At 39.5% G+C, this 24,817-nt stretch carries 21 protein-coding genes, 1 tRNA gene and 1 riboswitch; of the genes, 10 read left to right on the top strand and 12 right to left on the bottom strand.

Going from position 1 to position 24,817, the window contains the following annotated elements; all coding sequences use genetic code 11:
• Positions 1-98: 98 nt before the first annotated feature.
• The 3 genes from pntA to RDV53_RS09995 all read left to right on the top strand — a co-directional run bounded on the left by pntA (position 99) and on the right by RDV53_RS09995 (position 3,987).
• A complete protein-coding gene (gene pntA / locus RDV53_RS10005; RefSeq protein WP_005696308.1) occupies positions 99-1,640 on the top strand; it encodes a Re/Si-specific NAD(P)(+) transhydrogenase subunit alpha in 1,542 nt (513 codons plus the stop codon).
• Between the two features lie 10 nt (positions 1,641-1,650).
• On the top strand, positions 1,651-3,030 hold the full coding sequence (gene pntB / locus RDV53_RS10000) for a Re/Si-specific NAD(P)(+) transhydrogenase subunit beta (protein WP_005696307.1): 1,380 nt from the start codon (positions 1,651-1,653) through the stop codon (positions 3,028-3,030).
• Between the two features lie 117 nt (positions 3,031-3,147).
• Positions 3,148-3,987 carry a hypothetical protein gene (locus RDV53_RS09995; RefSeq protein ID WP_005696306.1) on the top strand — a complete coding sequence of 280 codons (840 nt, stop codon included), beginning with the start codon at positions 3,148-3,150 and terminating at the stop codon, positions 3,985-3,987.
• A gap of 103 nt (positions 3,988-4,090) precedes the next feature.
• Here the strand turns inward: RDV53_RS09995 and yedF are convergent, their stop codons facing one another.
• From yedF to moeA, 5 genes are all read right to left on the bottom strand, one after another.
• On the bottom strand, positions 4,091-4,360 hold the full coding sequence (gene yedF / locus RDV53_RS09990; protein WP_005696304.1) for a sulfurtransferase-like selenium metabolism protein YedF: 270 nt from the start codon (positions 4,358-4,360) through the stop codon (positions 4,091-4,093).
• A gap of 41 nt (positions 4,361-4,401) precedes the next feature.
• Positions 4,402-5,625 (bottom strand): selenium metabolism membrane protein YedE/FdhT, encoded by a 1,224-nt coding sequence (yedE, locus tag RDV53_RS09985; RefSeq protein WP_032822406.1) that lies wholly within the window; start codon positions 5,623-5,625, stop codon positions 4,402-4,404.
• A 228-nt stretch (positions 5,626-5,853) separates the two neighbouring features.
• On the bottom strand, positions 5,854-6,117 hold the full coding sequence (locus tag RDV53_RS09980; RefSeq protein ID WP_005696301.1) for a hypothetical protein: 264 nt from the start codon (positions 6,115-6,117) through the stop codon (positions 5,854-5,856).
• Positions 6,118-6,193: 76 nt separating this feature from the next.
• Positions 6,194-6,916 carry a molybdopterin-synthase adenylyltransferase MoeB gene (gene moeB, locus RDV53_RS09975; protein WP_005696300.1) on the bottom strand — a complete coding sequence of 241 codons (723 nt, stop codon included), beginning with the start codon at positions 6,914-6,916 and terminating at the stop codon, positions 6,194-6,196.
• Positions 6,916-8,133: a molybdopterin molybdotransferase MoeA gene (moeA, locus tag RDV53_RS09970; RefSeq protein ID WP_005696299.1), complete on the bottom strand. Its 1,218-nt coding sequence runs from the start codon at positions 8,131-8,133 to the stop codon at positions 6,916-6,918. The genes moeB and moeA overlap by 1 nt, the downstream gene beginning before the upstream one ends.
• A gap of 155 nt (positions 8,134-8,288) precedes the next feature.
• Here moeA and folE point away from each other — a divergent pair, with 155 nt between their 5' ends.
• Together folE and RDV53_RS09960 are read left to right on the top strand one after the other, a co-directional pair.
• Positions 8,289-8,945, top strand: coding sequence for a GTP cyclohydrolase I FolE (folE, locus tag RDV53_RS09965; RefSeq protein ID WP_005696298.1), 657 nt, complete (start codon positions 8,289-8,291; stop codon positions 8,943-8,945).
• Positions 8,946-9,054: 109 nt separating this feature from the next.
• A complete protein-coding gene (locus RDV53_RS09960; protein WP_005696297.1) occupies positions 9,055-10,230 on the top strand; it encodes a multidrug effflux MFS transporter in 1,176 nt (391 codons plus the stop codon).
• Positions 10,231-10,311: 81 nt separating this feature from the next.
• Here RDV53_RS09960 and aroA read toward each other — a convergent pair whose 3' ends face one another.
• From aroA to RDV53_RS09945, 3 genes are all read right to left on the bottom strand, one after another.
• The gene (gene aroA / locus RDV53_RS09955) at positions 10,312-11,610 is read right to left on the bottom strand and encodes a 3-phosphoshikimate 1-carboxyvinyltransferase (RefSeq protein WP_005696296.1); all 1,299 of its coding nucleotides are present in this window, start codon (positions 11,608-11,610) and stop codon (positions 10,312-10,314) included.
• Positions 11,610-12,446: a formyltetrahydrofolate deformylase gene (gene purU, locus RDV53_RS09950; RefSeq protein WP_005696295.1), complete on the bottom strand. Its 837-nt coding sequence runs from the start codon at positions 12,444-12,446 to the stop codon at positions 11,610-11,612. Before purU ends, aroA begins: the two co-directional genes overlap by 1 nt.
• A 71-nt stretch (positions 12,447-12,517) precedes the next feature.
• Complete coding sequence (locus tag RDV53_RS09945) at positions 12,518-12,922, bottom strand: H-NS family histone-like protein (RefSeq protein WP_005696293.1); 405 nt, start codon at positions 12,920-12,922, stop codon at positions 12,518-12,520.
• A 296-nt stretch (positions 12,923-13,218) separates the two neighbouring features.
• Positions 13,219-13,396: riboswitch (Lysine riboswitch) on the top strand.
• Between the two features lie 60 nt (positions 13,397-13,456).
• Here RDV53_RS09945 and RDV53_RS09940 point away from each other — a divergent pair.
• On the top strand, positions 13,457-14,977 hold the full coding sequence (locus tag RDV53_RS09940; protein WP_005696292.1) for a Na+/H+ antiporter NhaC family protein: 1,521 nt from the start codon (positions 13,457-13,459) through the stop codon (positions 14,975-14,977).
• 61 nt (positions 14,978-15,038) lie between these two features.
• On the opposite strand, the gene cls is transcribed toward RDV53_RS09940, so the two are convergent.
• The gene (gene cls, locus RDV53_RS09935) at positions 15,039-16,499 is read right to left on the bottom strand and encodes a cardiolipin synthase (RefSeq protein WP_005696289.1); all 1,461 of its coding nucleotides are present in this window, start codon (positions 16,497-16,499) and stop codon (positions 15,039-15,041) included.
• Between the two features lie 18 nt (positions 16,500-16,517).
• Here cls and RDV53_RS09930 point away from each other — a divergent pair, with 18 nt between their 5' ends.
• Positions 16,518-17,195: a TIGR01621 family pseudouridine synthase gene (locus RDV53_RS09930; RefSeq protein WP_005696288.1), complete on the top strand. Its 678-nt coding sequence runs from the start codon at positions 16,518-16,520 to the stop codon at positions 17,193-17,195.
• 10 nt (positions 17,196-17,205) lie between these two features.
• Here the strand turns inward: RDV53_RS09930 and RDV53_RS09925 are convergent, their stop codons facing one another.
• Positions 17,206-18,516: a cation:proton antiporter gene (locus RDV53_RS09925; RefSeq protein ID WP_005696287.1), complete on the bottom strand. Its 1,311-nt coding sequence runs from the start codon at positions 18,514-18,516 to the stop codon at positions 17,206-17,208.
• Between the two features lie 232 nt (positions 18,517-18,748).
• Between RDV53_RS09925 and xthA the strand changes: the two genes are divergently transcribed.
• Positions 18,749-19,552, top strand: a complete 804-nt coding sequence (xthA, locus tag RDV53_RS09920; protein ID WP_005696286.1) for an exodeoxyribonuclease III — start codon at positions 18,749-18,751, stop codon at positions 19,550-19,552.
• A gap of 9 nt (positions 19,553-19,561) precedes the next feature.
• The gene (locus RDV53_RS09915; protein ID WP_005696285.1) at positions 19,562-20,335 is read left to right on the top strand and encodes a TIGR01619 family protein; all 774 of its coding nucleotides are present in this window, start codon (positions 19,562-19,564) and stop codon (positions 20,333-20,335) included.
• Between the two features lie 132 nt (positions 20,336-20,467).
• Here the strand turns inward: RDV53_RS09915 and RDV53_RS09910 are convergent.
• Positions 20,468-20,543, bottom strand: a tRNA-Asn gene (locus tag RDV53_RS09910).
• Between the two features lie 400 nt (positions 20,544-20,943).
• Here RDV53_RS09910 and uvrB point away from each other — a divergent pair.
• Positions 20,944-22,980: an excinuclease ABC subunit UvrB gene (gene uvrB, locus RDV53_RS09905; RefSeq protein ID WP_005696282.1), complete on the top strand. Its 2,037-nt coding sequence runs from the start codon at positions 20,944-20,946 to the stop codon at positions 22,978-22,980.
• Between the two features lie 38 nt (positions 22,981-23,018).
• On the opposite strand, the gene RDV53_RS09900 is transcribed toward uvrB, so the two are convergent.
• Complete coding sequence (locus RDV53_RS09900; RefSeq protein ID WP_005696281.1) at positions 23,019-24,410, bottom strand: DegQ family serine endoprotease; 1,392 nt, start codon at positions 24,408-24,410, stop codon at positions 23,019-23,021.
• Positions 24,411-24,817 lie beyond the last annotated feature (407 nt).

Raw genomic sequence — 24,817 nt, 5'->3', positions numbered from 1 at the left:
ATAAGTGATACATTTACTGTCGCATGACTTTTTGTCATTTAAGAGACAGGGACAGGCGTGAGTTTGTCTGAAATTTCATCAACCAGAGGGAAACATTTATGTTAATTGGTGTACCTAGAGAACTGCTTGAGAGCGAAAATCGTGTGGCGGCAACGCCAAAAACGGTTCAGCAGATCTTAAAACTGGGCTTTGACGTCATCGTAGAACATGATGCGGGATTCAAAGCAAGTTTTGAAGACCAAGCATTTATCGACGCCGGCGCAAAAATTGGCTCAAGTTCAGAAGTGTGGCATTCGGATGTGATTTTTAAAGTGAATCCACCAACGGATGCAGAAATTGATCAAATGAAGGAAGGTGCAACACTTGTGAGCTTCATTTGGCGCGCACAAAATCCGGATTTAATGAAAAAACTCACGTCGAAAAAAATTAATGTATTAGCGATGGATTCTGTGCCACGTATTTCCCGTGCGCAAGCGCTTGATGCATTAAGCTCTATGGCGAATATTTCTGGTTATCGTGCGGTGATTGAAGCAGCTCATGAATTTGGTAGTTTCTTCACCGGACAAATTACTGCAGCAGGTAAAGTACCACCGGCAAAAGTGTTAGTGATTGGTGCTGGTGTAGCGGGTCTAGCCGCGATTGGTGCTGCGAATAGTCTTGGTGCGATTGTTCGTGCTTTTGACTCTCGTCCAGAAGTAAAAGAACAAGTACAAAGTATGGGCGCGTCTTTCTTAGAAATTGATTTCAAAGAAGAAGGCGGTAGCGGCGATGGTTACGCGAAAGTAATGTCAGAAGAATTTAACCGTCGAGCGATGGAGCTTTATGCGGAACAAGCCAAAGAAGTGGATATCATTATTACTACCGCGGCGATTCCAGGTAAACCAGCCCCTCGTTTGATCACGAAAGAAATGGTTGATTCCATGAAACCAGGTTCTGTGGTGGTGGACTTAGCGGCAGCAACAGGTGGTAACTGTGCTTACACTGAAGCAGGTAAAGTTGTCACCACTGAAAACCAAGTGAAAATCATTGGTTATACCGATTTCCCAAGTCGTTTACCAACACAATCTTCCCAACTTTACGGTACAAACTTAGTTAATTTATTAAAACTACTTTGTAAAGAAAAAGACGGTAAGATCAATATCGATTTTGAAGATGTGGTGTTACGCGGAGTGACCGTAGTACGTGATGGGGAAGAAATTCCACCAGCACAAATCCAAGTGTCAGCACAGCCAAAACAAGAAGCGAAAGCGGCACAAAGTGCGGTTAAAAAAGAGGAAGAAAAACCAGCAGATCCTCGCATCAAATACGGTGTGATGGCGGGTGTAGGTGTGTTATTCCTCTGGCTTGCATCTGTGGCGCCAGCAGCATTCCTTTCTCACTTCACCGTATTCGTATTGGCTTGTGTAGTTGGTTACTACGTGGTTTGGAACGTCAGCCACGCTTTACACACCCCACTTATGGCGGTAACCAATGCGATTTCAGGTATCATCATTGTGGGTGCATTACTGCAAATTAGACAGCCAACAGGCAACTTCTTTATTGATGCATTAGCCTTTGTGGCAATCTTGGTGGCAAGCATCAACATCTTTGGTGGTTTCCGTGTAACTCAACGTATGTTGGCGATGTTTAGAAAAGGTTAAGGAGAAGACGATGTCTGAAGGTTTAGTACAAGCAGCCTATATTATCGCTGCATTACTTTTCATTATGAGCTTAGCCGGTCTTTCTAAACATGAAACGGCAAAAGCCGGTTGTTGGTATGGTATTGTCGGTATGACAATTGCCCTTGTCGCAACCATTTTCGGCCCGCAATCTGAAGGCACATTATGGATCATCATTGCGATGATTATCGGTGGCGTGATTGGTGTTCAACGTGCATTAAAAGTTGAAATGACTGAAATGCCTGAACTTGTTGCGATCCTTCACAGCTTTGTAGGTTTAGCAGCAGTGCTCGTAGGCTTTAACAGTTACGGCTTAACACACGAAACAGATCCTGTGTTAATGAATATCCATAACGTTGAAGTATTCTTAGGGATCTTCATCGGTGCGGTAACATTCACGGGTTCTATCGTAGCATTCGGTAAATTAAGCGGCAAAATCAATTCAAAAGCATTAATGTTGCCACATCGCCATAAATTAAATTTAGCGGCATTAGTGGTTTCTGCTTTCTTGATGGTGGCATTCTTAAACAACCCAGATAATATCTTCCCAGTGTTACTCATGACCGCGATTGCCCTTGCATTCGGCTGGCACTTAGTGGCATCTATCGGTGGTGCGGATATGCCGGTTGTTGTTTCAATGCTTAACTCTTATTCTGGTTGGGCGGCTGCTGCAGCGGGTTTCATGTTAAGCAATGACTTGCTTATCGTTACCGGTGCATTAGTGGGTTCTTCTGGTGCGATTCTTTCTTACATTATGTGTAAAGCGATGAACCGCTCATTTATCAGCGTTATTGCGGGTGGTTTTGGTAATGATGTTCAAGTGTCTTCTGATGAAGAACAAGGTGAACACCGTGAAACAACTGCAGAAGAAGTGGCTGAATTACTTAAAAATGCAAGCTCTGTAATCATCACTCCAGGATATGGTATGGCGGTAGCACAAGCGCAATATCCAGTGGCTGAAATTACAGCGAAATTGCGTGAGCGTGGCATTAACGTGCGTTTTGGTATTCACCCTGTTGCAGGTCGTTTACCAGGTCATATGAATGTACTTTTAGCGGAAGCGAAAGTGCCTTATGACATCGTGCTTGAAATGGATGAAATCAATGATGATTTCGCAGATACCGATGTGGTATTGGTTATCGGTGCAAACGACACCGTAAACCCTGCTGCAATGGAAGATCCAAAAAGCCCAATCGCAGGTATGCCAGTGTTAGAAGTATGGAAAGCACAAAACGTTATCGTATTCAAACGTTCTATGGCGGTGGGATACGCAGGCGTTCAAAACCCATTATTCTTCAAAGAAAACACTCAAATGCTCTTTGGTGATGCAAAAGAACGTGTTGATGACATTCTTACTGCATTAAACAAATAAGCAAAAACTGAAGTAAAACTGACCGCACTTTGAGAGATTAAAGTGCGGTTTTTGTTTATTGAATTTTTCTCGTAATTATTTAGAATCATTCAGTATTTAATTTTTTAAGAGATTTTCATGAGTAAACACATCCTTTTTTTATTCCTTTTTTCTTTTTCAACTTCTGCCTTCGCGCTATTTCCAATTGAGAATGATTGGGCAAAGCATCACTTACAAGGAAAAGTGAAATCAATTAAATCCAAGGAGGAAGGTAATTCAGCCTTACCAGATAATGGGAGTGTAAGTTATCTGGACGCCTTTTATAATGAACAAGGTTTTTTAATAAAAGAAAAGGAACAGGGCGTTCTTTTTGATAAAGAAAAGATCACAATTCGTTACTATAAGTATGATGATCAGAATCGATTATTAGAAATTCAAGATGATAATGTAACTGAAACCAATCCTGAGCTGAAAACATTTAGTGCATTTTATCGTTATGTAGATAATCCAGATGGTAGTGGTGTCATGCAGTTTGTAGAATATAAGGACACACCAGATTTTTCATCATCATATAAAGAACATTTTTATGATAAAGCGGGTACTTTGCTCAAAACTCAAGAGTATGATGTAGAGAATAAAACAACATCAGAGATAAAAAAATACGACTATGAGAATGGTAAACTGAGTAAAATATGTCGAATTGAAGATAATGTAGAAAGAGATTGCGATACTTATCATTACGAAAATGATGGTTCATTTACCGAATCTTTAAACGTTTTTATCAATAGTGTGAAAAATTATTTTGATAAAAATCATCGCTTATTAAAAAGTGAAATTTTTAGTGTTGGAAAACGCATCAACTGGGTCACTGTATCATATCAATTTGATAAACATGGCAATGTTATTGAAGAGATAATCTATAACAAAGATGGGGTATGGAAGACCAAAAAGACTTATCAATATGAGTATTATGAATAGGATTCAATGTAAGCGCTGACAGTAAAAATGGGGTTGTTTTTTATCCGATGTGTCTTGCTAAAAAATATAAAAGTGCGGTCAAAATTGACCGCACTTTTTTACATTAACGTTGAATCAAATAGCGTAATTTGGTGCCATCTTGTTCTACGCTTAATAGTGTGTAACCGTGGTTTTTAGTATCAACAGGAATGTTGTTGATAGATTGAGCGCAGTCACTTAATAGCTCTAAAATTTCGCCTTTTTGTAATTGTGGCATGGTTTCGAGCATCACGATTGCTGGATACGGGCAAGGTTCACCTAGCGTATCTAACGTGTAATCTGGGGTGATGTCTTTTGGATCTTTATCTAATTTTTGAACAACGGTAAATGCCATAATAATGTCCTCTTTTTTTGAATGAATTCGTTAATATTTAATTAGCAACCACAAGTTTGTGGATTTGCTGCCGCAATTTTTGCTTTGGCTTTTTTCAAGAAGTGGCGTTCCCACCAAACAACAGCGATTAAGCAGAGAATAAGTAAGCCGTAATTCACTAATAAACCGCCAACTGGGCCAAAGGATTTCAATAAGTTAAGTTTTTCGTAATCTAACGCAAGTACAGGCGCAAGATCGTCCCATGCGTAGGCTAAATAGGTTGAACCAACAACATTACCCACGCCTACCCACATAAAGTGAACTTGACCTTCCATTGAGCGGTACATCCAGCCGGTTTCACACCCGCCAGCTAACACAATACCGAAACCAAATAATAAACCACCGATAATTGCATTTGGACCCGCCCACATGATTTTGGCTGGTACGCCTAATTGAATGTAGCTGAATACGCCAAGCGTACCCACGATAATACCGAAGATGATGGCTTTTGCCATATAAGCACGACCCGTTACCCATAAATCACGGAAAGCGGAAGTAAAGCAAATTTGAGCTCGTTCAATTAATAAACCGAAAGCTAAACCACAAAGCATCGCAAAGCCAAGTTTGATAGAGTTTGTCATCACATAAAGTGAAGCGATTAGGTAAGCAAAAAAGACGACCATACCAATCCAAAAACGACGATTTGCTTGTTTCGGATCCGTTTCTTGTAATTTTGCTGCGCCTTTTTTCAATTCTAATTTCACGCGGAATATCGGAAGTAAGGTGACTTTTACGCCTGCGTAAGTACCTACAGCAGTGGCAATAGTGAAGAACCAAGCGTGAACCGAAAATTGTGGAATACCGGTGAAGAGAGAAGCGAGGTTACAGCCCATTGCTAAACGTGCACCGAAACCGGCTAATGCACCACCAATGAGGGCTTGAACAATACGACGTTTGTGCGGTTGATTACGCCATTTTACGTTGTTTGCCCAAAGTGCAGCCGAAATACATCCCGCGAACATACCTAAAATCATCACGCCATCAATACGAGTAAAAATCGTGCCTTGCATGCCGATAATTTTATAGTAGCTCCAGTCGGACACATCGACACCTAGCGCTTGCAAAGCATGACCGCCCCAACGGGTAAATTCCCCCGTAACCGCCCAATAAGTGCCAGTTACCCCAAAGTAATAAGCTGAAATAAGCCCCGCAGCAATAACTGCCGCGACAGGATTCCAGTATTTAATCAGATAATTTTGTTTAAATTGTTGCAAAACCTCTTTCATGAGAGAGTTAATCCTTAAAATGATGAAATGATGATTTGCAAGTGCGGTATAAAATGAAGAGATTTTTGAAGTGTCTACCATTTTCCTATACACAAAACTTGCGATATAGACAAATGAATTGTCGGGCAAAATAATAACATTTGTTTTTGGGGAATGCACGAGGGGAGAGATAATTATTTATGGGTAATTTGTGCGTTAAGGTGGGAGAATAAAGTTAATCTATAAGGCTTACTTTTTCTTTAAGACTAATTTTTCAATTAAAAAAATGAAAGCTATGCTAATAAGCATCGTAAGCCCACCTGAAATGATAGCTAATAAACAAATTATCCAAGCAGACTTGTCTATATTAAGGAAGGCAAAGAAATAGAAACCAAATAGCAGGGAAAATGCGCACCATAATCCCCAACCTAATTTGGGATATTTATTAAATAGAAATTCAAATAATCCTTCAAAAAATAAACGGAAAAAACATTCAAAGATAATATTACCCATAGGTTGTTTCAATGGTAAGTCATCATAATGATTCGTCTAGATAAACTTTCTGCCAGCCCAAATGTTAAGAGAAAAGTTAAACGGTCAATTTCATTTCTCGGATACGCATGGTTAATCCATCGATCAACAACAAGCGTCCACATAAATTTAAACCGATTTTTAACCGCACTTTGATAGCCTCTAAGGCTTGAATGGAGCCAACAACACCCACAATTGGAGCTAGTACGCCCGCCTCTACACAACTTAAAACATTTTGCCCAAAGAGCTGGCTAAGCTGGCGATAGGTTGGGGTATTGGGTTCATAAGTAAAGACGGATACTTGTCCTTCTAAACGGATCGCCGCACCTGAAACTAGCGGGATCTTCGCTTTCTCACAACCACGATCGAGCGCATTACGAATATCCACGTTATCGGTACAATCTAATATCACATCAAAGTGCGGTATGATTTCCGCGAGTTTTTCTTCGGAAAGTTGTGCATTGATGGTTTCAATTTCTACGTGAGGATTAATCTGTTGTAACGCAATTTTTGCTGATTCCACTTTAGGCATATTTAATCGGCTATCAGTATGTAACACCTGACGTTGCAAATTAGAAAGCGATACAGTGTCAAAATCCAATAAGGTTAAATGACCCACGCCAGCGGCTGCAAGATATTGACTTGCAGCACAACCTAAACCGCCCAAGCCGATAATTAACATGCGGCTGTCTTTGAGTTTTTCTTGTCCGTCAAAATCGACCGCTTTTAAAATAATTTGGCGGTTATAACGCAGTTCTTCTTCGTAGCTTAATTCAGCCATTATTGCCCCAATAGGTGATTAAAGGGTTCAATGGTGACAATTTCGCCTGCAGCGACATTGCCAAGATCTTTTTCAAGGCGAATAAAACAGTTACTTTTCACAAAAGAACTGAATAAATGCGAGCCTTGGAAACCCACTGGATGCACTTCAAGTTGACCATTTTCATTAATTTGATAGAAACCACGTTGGAAATCTAAACGGCCAGGCGCTTTTTTCAAATTAGTTTGGGCAATCGCTTGAAAGTGCGGTTGTTTTTTCGGGTGTTTTTTACCGCTTAATTTAGCGATAGCCGGTTGAACCAATTGATAGAATGTCACTAATGCAGAGACCGGATTGCCGGGTAAACCGCAGAACCAAGCATTTTCTAATTTACCAAATGCAAATGGTTTGCCGGGTTTCATCGCAATTTTCCAGAAATTCACCTGACCGACTTTTTCTAACACAGTTTTCGTGAAGTCAGCTTCACCCACTGAAACGCCACCGCTTGTGATAACCAGATCTGCTTGCGCTTGTGCTTTCACAAAAGCCGCTTCAAATTCCGCTTGGTTATCCGGCAGAATACCGAAATCAAGCACATCACAATTTAATTTTTCTAGCATTAACTTCACGGTGAAACGATTAGTGTCGTAAATTTGTCCTGCTTGTAACGGTTGACCGACTGGGACTAATTCATCACCGGTTGAAAGCACGGCCACTTTTAAACGTGGGTAAGCTTTGACTTCAGCGATACCTAATGAGGCGAGCAAAGGTAAAGAAACGGTATTTAACTCATCGCCTTGATGTAAGACCACATCACCTTTTTTCACATCTTCACCAATGCGACGAATATTCTGATTGGCTTTAGGTAATGCCGCAAAGGTAACTGTACCATCTTCATTGACGGTGACCTCTTCTTGCATGACCACCGCATCGGCACCTTCAGGAATCATCGCACCCGTCATAATTCTGACCGCACTTTGTGCTACCCATTCCCCTTGAAATGGATTACCCGCAAAAGATTTTCCTGCGACAGAAAGTGTCATAGATTGCTGTAAATCGGCTAAACGAACTGCATAGCCATCCATCGCGGAGTTATCAAAAGAAGGCACATTAATCGGAGAAATCACATCTTCCGCACAGACACGATCCGCCGCTTCAGTTAAAGCTAGCGTTTCAGTTTTTGTTGGGAAGGGAAGTTGGTGGAGCATTTGCGCCAAGGCATCTTCAAGTGGCAACATAATTAATCCTTTGGGTTAATCAGAATAAAAGTGGATATATTGTAGCCCGAAATACAATATGAAGGAAATTAATAAATTAGGGTGATTTTTCGCATTTTACGAATAATTCATCTTTTGCTAAAATGCCGCATTATTTTTTTATAAATGGAAAGTGAATGAACTCGATTTCACCTGATGCGGAAAATGTCCGCCGAGCCTTGGTAGCCAAAGGCATCGAAACACCAATGATTAATCCGACTCAATGTAAAGATGAGCGCCGTGCGGCGATTGCTTCGCATATGCGTGAAGTGATGAAATTGATTGGGTTAGATCTACGTGATGATAGCTTAGAAGAAACGCCAAATCGTTTAGCTAAAATGTTTATTGATGAAATTTTCAGTGGAATGGATTATGCCAATTTCCCGAAAATGACGAAAATCAAAAACCAAATGAAAGTGAGCGAAATGGTGCAGGTGAATGACATCACGTTGACCAGTACTTGCGAACATCATTTTGTGACGATTGATGGTAATGTCGCCGTCGCATATTACCCGAAAGATTGGGTGATTGGCTTGTCTAAAATCAATCGCATTGTGGCGTTTTTTGCACAACGTCCACAAGTGCAAGAGCGTTTAACCGAACAGCTTTTAACGGCATTTCAAACGATTTTAGAAACGGATGATGTGGCAGTTTATGTGAAAGCGACACATTTCTGTGTGAAAGCGCGTGGAGTAAAAGATACTCACAGTTATACGGTGACATCAGCCTATGGCGGGGTCTTTTTAGAAGATCGCGAAACTCGAAAGGAATTTTTATCTTCCATTCAGAAATAACAAAAAGCACCGAGAACTCGGTGCTTTTTGTTTATTTATTGTGCGAATATAAGTAAAATTAGCCCCTTTCATTTTTTTATTTCTATTTTGATTTTTATTGAGGATTTTTATGACAAAAGCCAATTCAAAATTGTTTCTTGTGTTATTACTCGGTGTCCTTTCTGCATTTGGACCATTTGTGGTGGATCTTTATTTACCTTCACTGCCACAACTCGCGAGTTTTTTTGAAACAAGCGCCTCAATGACGCAACTTACGCTTACTACTGCTATGATTGGTTTAGCAGTAGGGCAGTTACTTCTTGGACCACTCAGTGATAAATTTGGGCGAAAAATTCCACTTATTATTTCATTAGTTATTTATATTATCAGCACAGTCTTAATCGTTTATGCACCGAATATTGAATCGATGATTGTCTTGCGAGTGATTCAAGGACTTTCTTCGGCAGGAAGTGTGGTTATTTCTCGTGCTGTCGCAACGGATCTTTATCGTGGGCGTGAAATGACACGTTTCTTTGGTTTATTAATGACAATTAATGGGATCGCGCCAATTATTTCGCCAATTCTTGGTAGTTTATTGTTGGAATACATTAGTTGGAAAGGGGTATTTGTTTTCCTTGCTTTGATTGGTTTGGTTGTTTTATTTTTTTGCTTCCGTTTGAAAGAAAGCTTAAGCGTCGAAAATCGCTTACAAGGTTCAATATTTGCCACATTCTCAACCTTTGGTGTGATTATCAAAAACCGCTTATTTATGAGTTATGTTGGTATTGAAAGCTTTTTACTTGGCGCAATGTTTGCTTATATTGCTGCTTCACCATTTATTTTACAAAGTTTCTATGGCTTAAGCGCATTTATCTTTAGTTTATGTTTTGGGGCGAATGGTGCTGCGTTAGTCATTGGCTCAAATGTAGGCGGTAAAATGTCAAATGGTAAAGCTTTAGCAATTGGAGTACTGGGCTTCGTAGTTGTTGCACTTTATACCATTGCCGTGTTAATTATTCAGCCGCACTGGTTATTTGTTGAAATTGGTTTCTTTGCTATGTTGTTATTAATGGGCATTACTTTCCCTGCGATTTCTACTTTAGCGATGGAAAGTGAACGTCAATATGCAGGTAGTGCTTCTGCATTATTAGGTTTTGCTCCCTTCTTCTTAGGTGGCGTAGTCTCTCCACTGGTGGGTATCGGCAATATTTTCTATTCAACCGCTTTAGTGATTTTAGCTTGTGGGGTATTGGGACTCGCTATCTATTGGTCGATTCGTCATAAAATCCCAACTTCAGCAGAGTAGTGAAAAGTGCGGTCATTTTTTACGGTGTTTTAAAAAAGAAAAAGGCGAACATCCATTTGTTCGCCTTTTGTTATTTCAGTTTTAGCTTCGAACACTTAATTTCTCAAATTCATCGAAGAATGTTGGGAACGTTTTAGCCGTACATTTGGGATCTAAAATCGTGACAGGTGTATCCGATAATGCAATCAACGCAAAGCACATTGCCATACGGTGATCGTTATAGGTCTCAATTTCAGCATGCTTAAATTGGGAGATCGCAAGCGGTTGAATACGAATAAAATCTTCACCTTCTTCAACTTCCGCACCGACTTTTCGCAATTCAGTCGCCATTGCAGCAAGGCGATCAGTTTCTTTCACACGCCAGTTATAAATATTGCGAATAACGGTTTCACCTTTTGCAAATAAGGCGATTGTGGCAATCGTCATGGCTGCATCAGGAATGTGGTTCATATCCATATCAACACCGTGAAGCTCAGCTTGTTCCGCTTGAATAAAATCTTCACCCCAAGTGATTTTGGCGCCCATTTTTTCGAGTACATCAGCAAATAGGCGGTCGCCTTGAATGGAATGTTTGCCAATTCCTGTCACTTTTACATTGCCTTTAATCGCGGCGGCGGCAAGGAAATAAGAGGCAGATGACGCATCACCTTCTACCATGTATTTGCCCGGTGACACATAGGATTGGTTACCTTTCACCTTAAACACTTGATAGTTGTGGTTTTCAACCGAAATACCAAAATCTTTCATCATCGCGAGGGTGATATCAATATAAGGTTTTGAGACTAAATCACCCACAATATGGATATCTAAATCGCCCTCAGCAAGCGGAGCAGCCATTAAAAGTGCGGTCAAAAATTGAGAAGAAATTGAACCGTCAATTTCAACTACGCCACCTTTAATCCCTTGATTGCGAATTGCAAGTGGAGGGTAGCCGTCATTTTCTAAATAACGAACATCGGCACCCGCTTGAAGAAGCGCATCAACCAAATGTTTGATTGGGCGCTCTTTCATACGTGGCTCACCAGTCAAAATAACTTCGCCTTCTGTGTTGCCTTTTAAGCAAAGCGCCGCTGTTAAAGGACGCATGGCCGTACCGGCATTGCCGAGAAACAGTGATAAGCCATTTTCAACCTGAAACGCGCCACCTAAGCCCTCAACTTCGCAGCGAGTTTTGTCTTCAGATAGTTGGTAATTCCCCCCTAAAGCTTTGAGGGCGTTTAACATATGGCGAATGTCATCACTGTCTAACAAGTTAGTAACCGTTGTGGTGCCTTTAGCTAATGCCGCTAATAATAATGCACGGTTCGATAAACTTTTCGAGCCCGGTAAGTTGATTTCACCTTCAATACGGGAAATCGGCTCTAAGGTGATAGCTTTCATTACAAGACCACCGTTTTGTTTTTATACACAAAAATACGATCGTGTAAGGCAAGATCGAGTGCACGGCTTAATACGGTTTTTTCCACGTCACGGCCTGCACGCATCATTGCATCGGCAGAGTAGGTGTGGTCTACGTTAATCACGTTTTGCATGATGATCGGACCTTGATCCAATTCATTGTTAATAAAATGAGCTGTTGCACCGATAATTTTCACGCCGCGCTCATAGGCTTGTTGATAAGGTTTTGCCCCAATAAATGCGGGTAAGAATGAATGGTGAATATTAATCACACGATTTGGATAACGCGCCACGAATTCAGGATTTAATACACGCATATATTTAGCTAAAACAATATAATCAGGTGCATATTCATCAATTTTTTCAGCGAGCAATTTACCGTGTTCCACGCGCGTGAGTCCTTCATGGCTGACACAATGGAATGGAATATCAAAGCGTTCAACTAATTCGCGTAAATTATCGTGATTTCCAATTACTGCCGCAATTTCTACATCTAATGCACCGTAGTAATTTTTCATTAAAATATCACCTAAGCAGTGCGCTTCTTTGGTGACTAAAATCACGATTCGTTTACGTTTTGCGCTGATTAGGTGGCAATTTGTCCCAGCCGGCAAACTATAATTTAAGTCAGCTAACAAGGTTTCTTCATTAAAAATGCCTTCCAATTCAGTACGCATAAAGAAATGTTTCGTTTCAAAATCAACGAACTCATTATTGTGGAGGATATTTAATTGATGTTTGTAACAAATGTTGGTGATTTTAGCGATTAAGCCTTTATCATCAGGACAGTCGGTCAGTAATATTTTCTTTTCTAACATAATGAATGTTTTGCCAGGTAAATAAAAAAAGAGAACCCATAAAAATGGGTTCTACATAGTCGATAATAAAATTAGATTTCAAAAGAAGCTAAAGAAACACCTTTATCTAAGGCCTTTTGAATCACACGAGGTGTACGACCTTGGCCAGTCCATGTTCTCTCTTGACCAGTTTCATCAGTATATTTGTATTTTGCTGGACGAGGTTCACGTTTTTTACGAATTGAAGAAGATGCAGCACCAATAATTGCAGTTAATTCTTCAGCAGTGATGCCTTCTTGTTTAATTAATTCTTTATATTTTGCAATACGTGCTCGACGTTCTTGTTCTGCTTGTTCAATTTCCGCGGCTTGAGCACGCTTTTCTTCAATTGCAGTTTGTAATTTTAAAAGTGAGCTCTCTGCTTGCTCTAATGTTAAATCACGTACCGCAGCACGTAAACTTCGAAGATTTGTTAAACCTTTTGTCAATTCATTCATAAATAACCCCTATATGATGTGTGAATATTTAATTTATCTCTGTTAGCTATAATAACGAAAAGTAGAAGTTAGGTAAATATTAAATCTTGCAATTAAAACTCAAAATTAATTGGTCAGACTTCATTATGACAATAACGATAAATATTCCCTACTTTGTAATTGAGTATTTATTGTAATAATAGTTCATAAAATGTTAACAATACATGTAACTTTTTTGAAAAAAAGAAAATTTTATCTAAGATGATAAGATTTTATTGGTAATGTTATTCGTTTTAATGTAATCTTTCCACATCCTATACAACAGTAGAGGTGCGGTCATTATAAGTATTTTCCTAGAGTGGATAGCGTTGAAGGGAAAGGAAAGGAATGATTGCCGAAATCGAATAGGCGTCATCTTATTCGGTTGGTCACGTCTTCGAAAGGAACGTGACTGTCATAGTTTTTGTGTGTTAACTATGGAGCGCTACGGTTCGGTCTGGTCATCATTGTGTCTTTTCTTGCCGTTGTCTCCATTAAATTATTAGGTATAACTTAATGGAACTAGTCGATTATTCTTCATCTATTTATTCAATTATACCCGCATTGCTTGCGATTATTTTAGCAATTGCAACTCGTCGGGTTTTGGTCTCCCTCAGTGCAGGGATTATTGTCGGTGCGTTAATGTTGGTTGATTTCAACCCATTGAATGCACTTATTTATTTAAAAGATAATGTTGTGGCATTAGTTTATAGTAGCGAAGAAGGCATGAATTCAAATATGAATATCGTCTTTTTCTTAGTTTTACTTGGCGTATTGACCGCACTTTTAACCGTATCAGGCAGCAACCGTGCATTTGCTGAGTGGGCACAAAATAAAATTAAAGGTCGTCGTGGTGCGAAATTATTAGCGGCATCTTTAGTGTTTGTAACCTTTATTGATGATTATTTCCATAGTCTTGCAGTGGGTGCCATTGCACGTCCAGTAACCGATCGTTTTAAAGTTTCTCGTGCTAAATTAGCGTATATCCTTGACTCCACTGCTGCACCAATGTGTGTCATGATGCCGGTATCAAGCTGGGGTGCATACATTATTACACTCGTGGCAGGTCTATTGGCGACATATTCTATTACCTCTTATACACCGATGGGGGCATTCGTTGCCATGAGTTCAATGAACTACTATGCGATTTTCTCATTATTGATGGTGTTCTTTGTGGCTTATTTCTCCTTTGATATTGCATCAATGGCACGTCATGAAAAATTAGCTATGGAGCGAGATTATAAAGAAGAAGTCATTGAAGGTGTGAAAGGTAAAGTTCGCAACTTAATTTTACCGATTTTAGTCTTAATTACCGTCACTGTTTTCATGATGATTCATACGGGTAGTGAGGCTTTAGCGGCAGATGGAAAACCATTTAGCCTCTTAGGTGCATTTGAAAATACAACAGTAGGTATTTCGCTTGTTGTTGGTGGTTCAAGTGCGGTTGCTATGTCAACATTATTGATTATTCTTGAGCGTCAAGTTTCTTTACAAGAATACGGAAAAGCGTGGATTGCCGGTATTAAATCTATGTTAGGTGCAATTGCAATCCTATTCTTTGCGTGGACAATCAATAAAGTGGTGGGTGATGCACAAACCGGTAAATACTTATCTTCTTTAGTGAGTGGCAGTATTCCTGTTCAATTTTTACCTGTGATTTTATTTATCCTTGGTTCAGCAATGGCATTCTCAACCGGGACAAGTTGGGGGACATTTGGCATTATGTTACCAATCGCAGCTGCAATGGCGACCAACTCTGCTCCAGAGTTATTACTTCCTTGCCTATCTGCCGTCATGGCTGGCGCGGTATGTGGCGACCACTGTTCACCGGTTTCGGATACAACGATTCTGTCATCAACTGGAGCAAAATGTAACCACATGGATCACGTCACGACACAATTACCTTATGCGGCAACTGTTGCGACAGCAAGTGCTGTGGGCTACATTGTGGTTGGCTTTACAGAATCTGGTTTAGCTGGATTTGTGACAACAGCAGCTGTTTTAGTAGCTTTGGTGTTTATCGTGAAAAAACGTTAATCATAAAAGATAAAAAGAAAGGGCGTACTTATGTACGCCCTTCTTGTATTTATTGTGAAAATTAGAGTAATGGACTAAACAAGAAAAATAACCGCTCTATGATTCGATGATAGAAAGGACGATTGATCCATTCTTGCATATTGAGTGCAGAAGAATTCGCTAAATAATTTTCATGAAGTGTAGCGACTTCATTGGCAAAATTACGATCTTCTACAGCAACAGTGATTTCAAAGTTAAGCAAGAAGCTACGTAAATCCATATTTACTGTACCAACGAGTGCAAGTTTATTATCGATTAACACACTTTTAGTATGCAGAAGCCCTGCTTCAAAATGATAAATTTTGACGCCAGCTTCGAGTAAATCATCAAAGAATGTTCGACTCGCCCAACGAACCATCAAGGAGTCATTGTTTTTAGGTAAAATAAGCGTGATATCAACACCACGGAATGCGGCAATACGTAATGCTTCAGCAATATTGTGACTTGGCACAAAGTAAGGTGATGTGATCACAATACTTTCTTTTGCCGCATAAATAACTGTTGCAAGAGATTGCGCAATTAAGTCATCTGGGAACGCAGGACCGCTCGCAATGACTTGCACAGAATGGGTGTCATTATCATCAATTTCCACGAGCGGGTAATTTGGTAATAACAGGGGTAATTCTTCTGTCGTTTCAATTTCCCAATCCCAAGCATGTAAGCTATTTAAAATTGGCGAAACAGGACCGTTGATTCGCACCATCACGTCTATCCAATTGCCTACGTTGCTATCTTGCTTGAAGAAATTCGGATCTACCATATTCATACTGCCTGTGTAGGCAATTTGATTATCAATGATGATGATTTTACGATGTTGGCGTAAATCAATTCGACTGAAGAACATCCGGAATAAATTTACATGAAGCGCCTCAGTAATTTCAATGCCTTTCGCTCGCATTTCTTTACAAATCGGGCTTTTCAAAAAAGCATGACTGCCAACGGAATCGAGTAAAAGGCAAACTTTAACCCCGCGTTGTACGGCTTCTTCTAAGGCTTGTCTCACCTCATCAATTAATCCATCATTACTCCAAATATAAAACACCATATTAATGGAATGACGCGCTTGTTGAATATCACGAATGATACTTTGAATGATGCTTTCTGGTGTATCAAGAATATGTAATTCATTACCTCGAATGTTTGGAATACCTAAGCGATGGTGGACTAGTTTAAATAAGGCACGATAACGAGGATCCTGGGAATGTGCGACCAGATCTTTTTGCCCAGACAGTTGCTGAAGCCATTGTGTATATTTAGGTTTTAATGATTGAAATACTTTGGCTCGTCGAGTACCGAGTTTTATCTCACCAAAAATTAAATAAGCAATAACGCCAATCAGTGGCACAAGATAGATAATCATCAGCCATGACAACGTAGCAGAAACCGCTTGTTTTTTGACGAGCAAACGCAAGGTGACAGAAATAACTGCCACCCAAATTAACACGGGAATAATATAAACCAGTATAATATGTTCAAAATTCATTAATTTTTAACCGCACTTATGAAATTAGACATTGTTTATCAGACCGATGATTTTATCATTATTTACAAGCCTTGTGGGTTGAGCGTGCATAAAGATCAAAGCGAAATTGGTTTAACCACTTTGCTTGCCGAGCAGCTTGGCGTGCCACAAGTTTGGCTTGTTCATCGATTAGATAAAGTGACATCAGGTTTACTTATTTTGGCACTAAATGCCGAAAGTGCAGCTGAATTTTTCCGACTTTTTTCTGAACACCATATCCAAAAGACTTACCTTGCACTCAGCAATCAAAAGCCCAAAAAGAAACAAGGATTGATTGTCGGCGATATGCAAAAGGTTCGTAATGGAGCTTGGAAACTTTGCCAATCGAAAGAAAACCCCGCAATTACGCGTTTTGAAAGTGTAAGTTGTGAGCCTAATTTACGGTTATTTATCTTAAAGCCACAAACCGGTAAAACCCATCAATTGCGTGTTGCGATGAAAAGCTTAGGGAGCCCAATTTTAGGGGATCTGCTTTATGGTAAAAACACTGAAAATATTGACCGCACTTATTTGCACGCTGCAAGATTGCAATTTGAATTTAAAGGTCAGGCATTTGATGTGTTTACTCTTCCTAAAGAAGGGGAGTGGTGGCATCTTGACGGTGTCATGTCTCAGATTCAAAAATTTGGCTCAGTAAACACTGAGCCAACGATATAAACTTTATTGATTATTTCGCTAATCCGATACCTGTATAGCCACGTTCACGCATGGTAGCTTCTTTTGATTTACGAATTAAGGTTTCAATTGTCATGCCTTGCACGAGAATTGAGAATGCCACTACTGCATACGTCATACCTAAAATAAGATCGCGAACATCCATTTCTAATCCTTCAATATAAAATTGACCACTTGGAATAGAAAGTGCCATAGCCAGAGCTAATCCGCCTCGTAAGGCGCCCCAAGTGAGCACTTTCATGGTGTAAGGGTTGTATTTACGGTAGCGTTTCATGACTTGGAATGGCAACCAAACACTTACATAGCGACAGATTAAGCACACTGGAATAGCAAGGAAAATTAAGATTAACCCTTGCCAAGACACATGAATCAATAAAATTGCTAAACCGATCAAGATGAAGAGTAAAGAATTGAGAAAGTGATCGATCATTTCCCAAAAGTGATCTAAATAGCGTTGGCTTTGTTGAGAAAAGCCGGTGTATCTTGTCCAATTCCCGATTAAAATCCCGGCGACAACCATCGCTAATGCCCCTGAGACGTGTAAGAGATTAGCAAGCATAAAGCCCGCAGTGGGTACGATTAAGGTCAAAAGAATTTCTAATGAACCATCATCGGTGGCTGAAATCAGATAATGGGCGAAGAGACCTAAAACCAATCCAAATGCAATCCCACCTAAAGCTTCTTTAAAAAATAAATGGAGAATGCCGCTTGCTGTCGGTTCATGTCCGCCAAATGCGACGGCAAAAACCGTAGTGAAAATTACCAAGCCAATCCCATCATTAAAAAGTGATTCGCCTTCCACTTGCATAGATAAGCGCTTTGGTGCTTTTAAGTTTTTGATAATGGCAAGTACGGCAATCGGGTCATCAGGCGATATGAGGGCACCAAATAAGATGCAGTAAATTAAATCAATATGCCAGCCGAAAAGTAAGGCAACGCCATAAAGTAGAAAACCAATAAAAAAGGTGGAAGCAAGCGTTGAGAACAGCGCGAAAGTGGTAATTTCCCATTTTTGATTGTTTAAGACTGGAAGTTTAATGCCCAAGGCACCGGCAAAGAGTAAAAAGCCTAAAATCCCGTTCAATAAGAAATCTTTAAAATCAATACGTTCAATAACACGAGTTGCAATATCATCTAAATTAAACCAGTTGAAATAACCTAGCAAAACGAGAAATAGTGATCCCGCCATTGAAGTGGCTGTGATAGCAATCGTATATTGGATATTATCATTCAGCTTACGGGTGATAAAACTAATAAGAATGGCTATTGTGGTCAGGAAACACAAGTAAGTATAAGTATTCATAAAATGATCCGAGTGAGTAATAAAAACATTGTAAGTATAAGCAAGTTACTTTTATTTATAAAGTGCGTTTCTAGGAAAAATTTTAATGAGAAAGAAGGATAAAATTTATTTGATTGCAACTGAAGAGTAATTACATTAATAGGCGTAACTTCTTCCGTTACAAGAGGAAAAGTGCGGTTAAGATTTCAATTATTTTGTATAATAGACTCAATTTTTTAAATTAGGAACAAAAATGAAATTTATCTCTTTTAATATTAATGGTTTACGTGCTCGCCCTCATCAACTTGAAGCAATTATTGAAAAATACCAACCGGATGTGATTGGTTTACAAGAAATCAAAGTAGCGGATGAAGATTTTCCTTATACAATTACTGATAATTGGGGGTACCACGTTTTTCACCATGGACAAAAAGGTCATTATGGTGTTGCCCTGTTAACTAAAAAAGAACCAAAAGCCGTGCGACGTGGTTTTCCAACGGATAATGAAGATGCGCAAAAACGTATTATTATGGCGGATTTAGAAACCCCGTTTGGTTTGTTAACGGTAATTAATGGCTATTTCCCACAAGGAGAAAGTCGTGCTCATGAAACGAAGTTTCCGGCAAAAGAAAAATTTTATGCGGATCTTCAACGTTATTTAGAGCAAGATCACGATAAAGCTAATCCGGTTTTAATTATGGGTGATATGAATATCAGTCCAACTGATTTAGATATTGGTATCGGCGATGAAAACCGCAAACGTTGGTTGCGTACCGGTAAATGTTCATTCTTACCCGAAGAGCGTGAATGGTATCAACGTTTATACGATTATGGATTGGAAGATACGTTCCGCAAATTAAATCCAACAGTCAATGACAAGTTCTCGTGGTTTGATTATCGCTCAAAAGGTTTTGATGACAACCGTGGATTACGTATCGATCATATTTTAGTTAATCATCAATTAGCAGAGCGTTGCGTGGATGTCGGTATTGCATTGGATATTCGTGCGATGGAAAAACCGTCAGATCACGCACCAATCTGGGCAGAGTTTAAATAGGAAAGTAACATGGATATGGCAAATTGGCAGAATTACCGTTCACAAGTGAATGGTATGCCTGCCGTGTTTACCGCAAATATTGAAGATTTAGATGTTTATCATGGTAAACATCTCAGTAAGGTTGTGCAATTTACCGTGCCTTATCAGGGAGATGAGGATGGTTTGCCGAATGAAGACGAATATGAAAAATTGATTAATCGTCTTTTTAAAATCCTTGCACAATTGACCGCACTTCCGAATGTTTTCTTTGCTGGACATTTTATTTGCAATCATCAGGCAAAAATGCATTTTTATTGTGAACATGATGCTTTGCTTAAAGAAACCCTTCAACAGCTTGATTTTGTTTCAGAGATCAATGTGCAGGATGATCCCAATTGGGATACCTATTTCGATTTCTTACTGGCTTCGCCATTGGAAATGAAATTAAATGCGACAGAAGAGATTTTGAGTATGCTGAATAGCAAAGGGCGCAATTTAAGCGATACTTATTTGATTGAGCATACTTTTCATTTTGATGAAGAAGAAAAAATGTTCCCTTTCATGGATGAATTAACGCTTGGAAAAGTGTCTTTTAACACTCTTAAATATTCTAGCCAAGCTATTCAAACAGAAGAAGATGAACAACCTTATTTCATGGTGAAATTGGAGCAAGAGCTTTCATTAGATAGTAATGAGATCTTCGATTGGGTAGAGCGTTTTGAAAAATTAGCTATGGAGTTTTCAGGCGACTATATCGGCTGGGAATGTGATAATTTAATGGATGATCGTTCATCATTAAATTAGCCTGATAATTCATTAAATCAGTATAGATTAGATAAAAATAAAGCCCATCAACACGATGGGCTTAAATTCTTTTGGCTACAAATTTAGGATTCGTAAAAGGAGACAAACGAAAGCTAAACCAAAAGAGAAATTTGGCTCCTCCTGCGGGACTCGAACCTGCGACATATGGATTAACAGTCCACCGTTCTACCGACTGAACTAAGGAGGAATAAATTTGGTATTACAAAGAATAGGCGCGCATTTTAATGAGCGACCTGTCGCTTGTCAATACTCAAAATGAAAAAAATTACAAAAAAATTTACCGTTTTTGCTATCCACAAAGCCTGTGGATAACTTTGTGGATTGTTTTTGTTTAAAATGGTCAACCACTGGTGCAGACTGGCTTTGTCTCAAATTGCTCATCTATTAGCCATTCGGTAATATTTGTTTAAATATCAATACGTTAAATAAAGTCCAGCAAAAAAAATAAAATATTTTTCAATTTTGAAGTGTTTAAGACTTGACACGCCTAAGTGTGTGTAAAACTTGGATTTTTATCGCTCAATTTGGAGTAATAAATGTGTTAAAATAACCACACTTCTAAAACAGTAAAAAAATTGACCACACTTATGGCAGAGAAAATTAACACGAAGCCTTTTATCCTTCATTCCGATTTTAAACCGTCCGGTGATCAGCCCCAAGCAATCGAAAAATTAGTCGAAAATTTAGAGGATGGTTTGGCGCATCAAACCCTTCTCGGGGTAACGGGCTCTGGTAAAACCTTTACTATTGCAAATGTTATCGCGACGTTAAATCGCCCAGCAATGTTACTTGCCCCAAATAAAACCCTTGCTGCTCAGCTTTATGCAGAAATGAAAGCATTCTTTCCTGAAAACGCGGTGGAGTATTTCGTCTCATACTATGATTACTATCAGCCGGAAGCTTATGTACCGAGTAGTGATACCTTTATTGAGAAAGATGCTTCTATTAATGATCAGATTGAACAGATGCGTCTTTCAGCTACGAAGTCATTTTTGGAGCGTCGAGATACTATCGTAGTCGCATCTGTTTCAGCGATTTATGGTTTGGGGGACCCAGATAGCTATTTACAAATGATGTTGCATTTACAGCAAGGTGCAATTATCAATCAACGTCAGATTTTAGCGAAGTTGGCGGAATTACAATACACAAGAAACGATCAAGCCTTTCAGCGTGGTACATTCCGTGTGCGCGGCGAAGTGATTGATATTTTCCCTGCGGAATCGGACGATCGTGCGATACGAATTGAATTATTTGATGATGAAATTGAACGTTTAAGTTTATTTGATCCTTTAACGGGCACAAGTTTTGGTGCTGTTCCTCGTTTTACGGTATATCCGAAAACGCACTATGTGACACCGAGAGAACGTATTTTAGATGCTATTGAAAAAATCAAAGCGGAACTTGTGCAACGCCGTGAGTATTTCATCAAAGAGCATAAATTGTTGGAAGAGCAGCGCATTACCCAACGCACGCAGTTTGATATTGAGATGATGAACGAGCTCGGTTATTGCTCAGGCATCGAAAACTATTCACGCTATCTTTCTGGCCGAAATGAAGGCGAACCGCCTCCGACATTATTTGATTATATGCCGTCTGATGCGATTTTGATTATTGATGAATCACACGTGACAGTACCACAAATTGGTGGGATGTATCGTGGAGACCGCTCACGTAAAGAAACTTTGGTGGAATATGGTTTCCGTTTGCCTTCTGCATTAGATAACCGTCCATTGCGTTTTGAAGAGTTTGAACGTTTAGCGCCACAGACGATTTACGTTTCAGCGACACCTGGTCCTTATGAATTGGAAAAATCGGGTACTGAAATTGTCGATCAGGTTGTGCGTCCAACAGGCTTACTCGATCCGCAAATTGAAATTCGTCCAGTGTCCATTCAAGTGGATGATTTGCTGTCTGAAGCACGTCAAAGAGCGGACAAAAATGAGCGTGTTTTAGTGACAACGCTGACGAAGAAAATGGCGGAAGATTTAACGGATTACCTAGACGAGCACGGTATTCGTGTCCGTTATTTGCATTCAGATATTGATACTGTTGAGCGTGTAGAGATTATTCGTGATTTACGTTTAGGCGAGTTTGATGTATTGGTTGGTATCAACTTGTTACGTGAGGGCTTGGATATTCCAGAAGTCTCTCTTGTGGCAATTTTAGATGCGGATAAAGAAGGTTTCTTGCGTTCTGAACGTTCCTTAATCCAAACTATCGGCCGTGCTGCTCGAAACTTAAATGGTAAAGCAATTTTATATGCGGATAGCATCACTAAATCTATGGAAAAAGCCATTACCGAAACGAATCGCCGTCGTGAAAAACAAATGAAATACAATGAAGAGCACGGCATTGTTCCACAGGCATTGAATAAGAAAGTGGGCGAGTTGTTAGATATTGGTCAAGGTGCAAATCAAAAAGCCAAATCGAAACAGCGTGGTAAAACAGCAGCTGAACCGACCGCACTTTACAATGCACCTAAATCCGCCAAAGAATTCCAACAACAAATTAAGAAATTGGAACAACAAATGTATAAATTTGCTCAAGATCTTGAGTTTGAAAAAGCCGCCGCAGTACGCGATAAGCTTCATCAATTGAGAGAGCAATTTATGATATCGGAATAAAGAAAAAGAGCGGTTAATTTGACCGCTCTTTTTTTATTTTATTGCACTAATAAGTAGAAGTTGTTTTTACCACGTAAGATATTGAGTGCAACAGCAGATGGTTTTTCATCTAGCGCTTTGCGTAAGTCTTGCGTGCTTTCAATTGGCTGACGGTTGATGCCGATGATGATATCACCCGATTTTAAACCGCGTTGTGCCGCCATTGAATTTGGCTGTACTTTACTAATTTCTACACCTTTAACACCTTTTGCATCGTAGTTGTTTAAGGTTGCACCATCTAGTGCAGGAAGTTCTGTTTTACTTGCCGTTTGAGAGCCATCGTCTGCTTGTAAGGTCACTTTTACGTTGTCAGTTTTGCCATCACGTAAATAAGTGAGTTCAATTTCTTTACCTGCACCAGAAGTTGCAATTTTTGCACGCATTTCGGCGAAGCTTGAGATTTTCTGACCATTCATTGCAGTGATCACATCACCCGCTTTCAAGCCAGCTTTTTCTGCAGCAGAATTTGGAATGACTTCACTCACAAATGCACCTTGTTGTGCACTAACATTAAAGGCTTTTGCTAAATCGGCATTTAATTCGCCACCTTTAATACCGAGTAAACCACGACGTACTTCACCAAATTCTAAGATTTGTTGGACAAGGTTGTTGGCTTGGTTGCTTGGAATTGCAAATGCAATCCCGGCGTTACCGCCACTTGGAGAAATAATTGCGGTATTAATACCAATTAATTCACCTTGTAAATTCAATAATGCACCACCAGAGTTACCACGGTTTACCGCCGCATCAGTTTGGATATAGTTTTCATATGCACCGCTATCTGAACCAGTAGAGCGACCTAGCGCCGAAACAATACCAGAGGTGACGGTTTGGCCTAAACCGAATGGGTTACCGATAGCAACGGTAAAATCACCTACGCGTAATTTATCGGAGTCAGCCATTTTGATCGCGGTGAGGTTAGTTGGTTTTTCGATTTGTACTAAAGCGATATCAGATTGTTCGTCTTTTCCAACGAGTTTGGCTTTGAATTCACGTCCGTCTTGTAATTTTACGGTAATTTTATCTGCGCCATCTACGACGTGATTGTTCGTTAAAACATAGCCTTTATCTGCATTGATGATCACGCCAGAACCTAAACCGCGGAAGTTGCGTGATGCACCACGATCTCCGCCGAATTGTTCGCCAAATTGATCACCAAAGAAAAATTTAAATTCTTCTGGAATATCATCAGGTAATGCTGAACGGCTGTTAGCTTTTGCTTTGCCTTCAACAGAAAGGGTCACAACTGCTGCTTGTGCTTTTTCTAACATTGGTGCAAGGCTGCCTTGTTCGACAATCTCATTTGGAATAGCCGCTTGAACGGATAAAGAGGTTGCAAACACGCTTAAACCTAATGCTATACCGGTTAATACAAAATTTCTTTTCTTCATAGAGTTCTCCAAGTAAAAATAAATGACTGAATAAGTGTTCAATCAGACAAAAAAATGAGGGGGATGTTCAGTAAAAACAAGGGCATTGAAAAAATATTTTTAAAAAGTACGGTAGATGTTGAAATTGTTCTTTTTGCCCGCATTTATCTAAACCTCTTTGTTAATTTGAAGAATAAAAGAATCATTCTGTTTAAATAGGGCTGGTACAACCTATTTTTACGTCAAAAACCTTGCCAGACAAGGCGGAAATATAGTTTAATAACGCCCTGTTTTACTGCCTAGGTAGTATAAATTTTACGCAATCACATAATAATTGTGTAAGAATTCAAATGAACTAGTTTACTAGTACAAAAAATAGGTGTAGAGTAACGCCATTAGATTTAAGCACAACATTTAAGATTTAGAGA

The organism is Haemophilus parainfluenzae ATCC 33392, assembly GCF_031191205.1.
In the GTDB taxonomy this organism is placed as follows: Bacteria; Pseudomonadota; Gammaproteobacteria; order Enterobacterales; family Pasteurellaceae; genus Haemophilus_D; species Haemophilus_D parainfluenzae.
The sequence above is the reverse complement of the archived record's forward strand: the minus strand, read 5'-3'. Positions and strand labels throughout refer to the sequence as shown.